This is a genomic window from Neobacillus drentensis, assembly GCF_036965245.1.
GTDB classification, from domain to species: domain Bacteria; phylum Bacillota; class Bacilli; order Bacillales; family Cytobacillaceae; genus Neobacillus; species Neobacillus drentensis_G.
Genome location: NZ_JBALPG010000037.1, coordinates 1 through 1,372, shown reverse-complemented (window position 1 = coordinate 1,372; position 1,372 = coordinate 1). Strand labels below are relative to the sequence as shown.

The following is a 1,372-nucleotide window of genomic DNA, read 5'->3' as shown; positions in this document are numbered from 1 at the left end:
AACTTAAAACGTGCGTTAGCCTATTTGGCATAGCACAAGTACATTTCGTGGTTTCTCCTTACCGGTTTTTACCTTTGCCTCCGAGCCCTATGCTCCGACTTTTAAAGAAAAATTAAATATCATTTTATTCGTAATTTTTACTTTGTAATGGTGCTATTTTCAACTTCTTGAGTTACTGCCCAGATAAATCCTGCTAATTCTCTTGCAATGGCTGTTAATGCCTTTCCAAATGCCTTTCCACGTGATAGTAAACGAAAATACTTTTTATGAAGGCGATTTTGAGCTTTCCATGAGATCATTTGAACATTAGGCAACTGTCCTTCTAGTCTTTTCTTTAAATCTCCCTTTATGGCAGGCGGAAATCGATAGCTCCAAGCTGCTTCTACAAGCAAACGACGAACATGACGGTTGCCTGTTTTTGTAATATTACCTTGTCTTCTGATTTCACCACTTGAGCTTTCGCTTGGAATTAACCCAACGTAAGACATTAATTTTTTGGGAGAATCAAATCTCTTAAATGATCCAATCTCAGCCACAAGGCTGGTAGCTGTTATAGTAGCTATTCCTCTTAATGATTGAAGTGCTTGAATCATTGGCGCATGGTAACCTTCAGTTGATTGTAATTTAATTTCTTCCTCTAATCGTTTTACCCTTTGCTCAATTTCTTGTAGATGATGCAAATACTCTTGAAAAACTACTTTAGATGTAGAACGTTCAAACTTTAGGGTATTTAACCATTCACGATATCTACGGGTCCATTTTTTTCCTTTGAAAGGAGGGTGAATATCATTTCGTAAAAGGAATTTCGATAATCGATGTTTGGCTCTTAATTCATCTTCTTTGGCATCTTCACGAGCACGAACTAAATCCCGAAGGGCTTCATCATCTTCTGTTGGCACATAAACAGGAGTTAATTCGCCGGCGCGAAATAACTTTGCTAGTTTAATCGAATCCCTACGGTCTGTTTTGATGCGCTCACCTGGTTTTTTAGGGATTAAAGATGGTGCGATCACTTCACACTCAATTCCTAGGCTAAGAAAAAGCCGATATAAACCATAGCCAGTTGGTCCAGCTTCATAACACACTCGAAGATTATCCTTTTCTCCAAGCTTTTTTACTAACTTTCTAATGGATTCCGGAGTGTTAGGAATCATTCCCCAATACCTTGGCTCATCACGACCTTCATCTGCAATGGCAACGGCAATTTTTTCTTTTGAAACGTCTAAACCTACATATTTTATGGTATCCTTCATAATAACTAGCTCCTTCCGTAATGTAGCTCTGATTTGGTTTGTTTTTTCCAGTAAACAGTGTAACCAAATTAACCTACGGTGTTACGAGTAAGGTGCTAGTTTCGTTCATGATAACTTAA

The 1,372-nt window shown here is 38.0% G+C and carries 1 protein-coding gene; it reads right to left on the bottom strand.

Annotated elements, in window-relative coordinates; all coding sequences use genetic code 11:
* Positions 1-137: 137 nt before the first annotated feature.
* Positions 138-1,253: an IS110 family transposase gene (locus tag V7150_RS09205; protein WP_335516599.1), complete on the bottom strand. Its 1,116-nt coding sequence runs from the start codon at positions 1,251-1,253 to the stop codon at positions 138-140.
* Positions 1,254-1,372: the final 119 nt, after the last annotated feature.

What these genes read in the sequence shown, in the direction of transcription:
- V7150_RS09205 (WP_335516599.1), bottom strand. Translation starts at nt 1,253, where the DNA reads ATGAAGGATACCATAAAATATGTAGGTTTAGACGTTTCAAAAGAAAAA.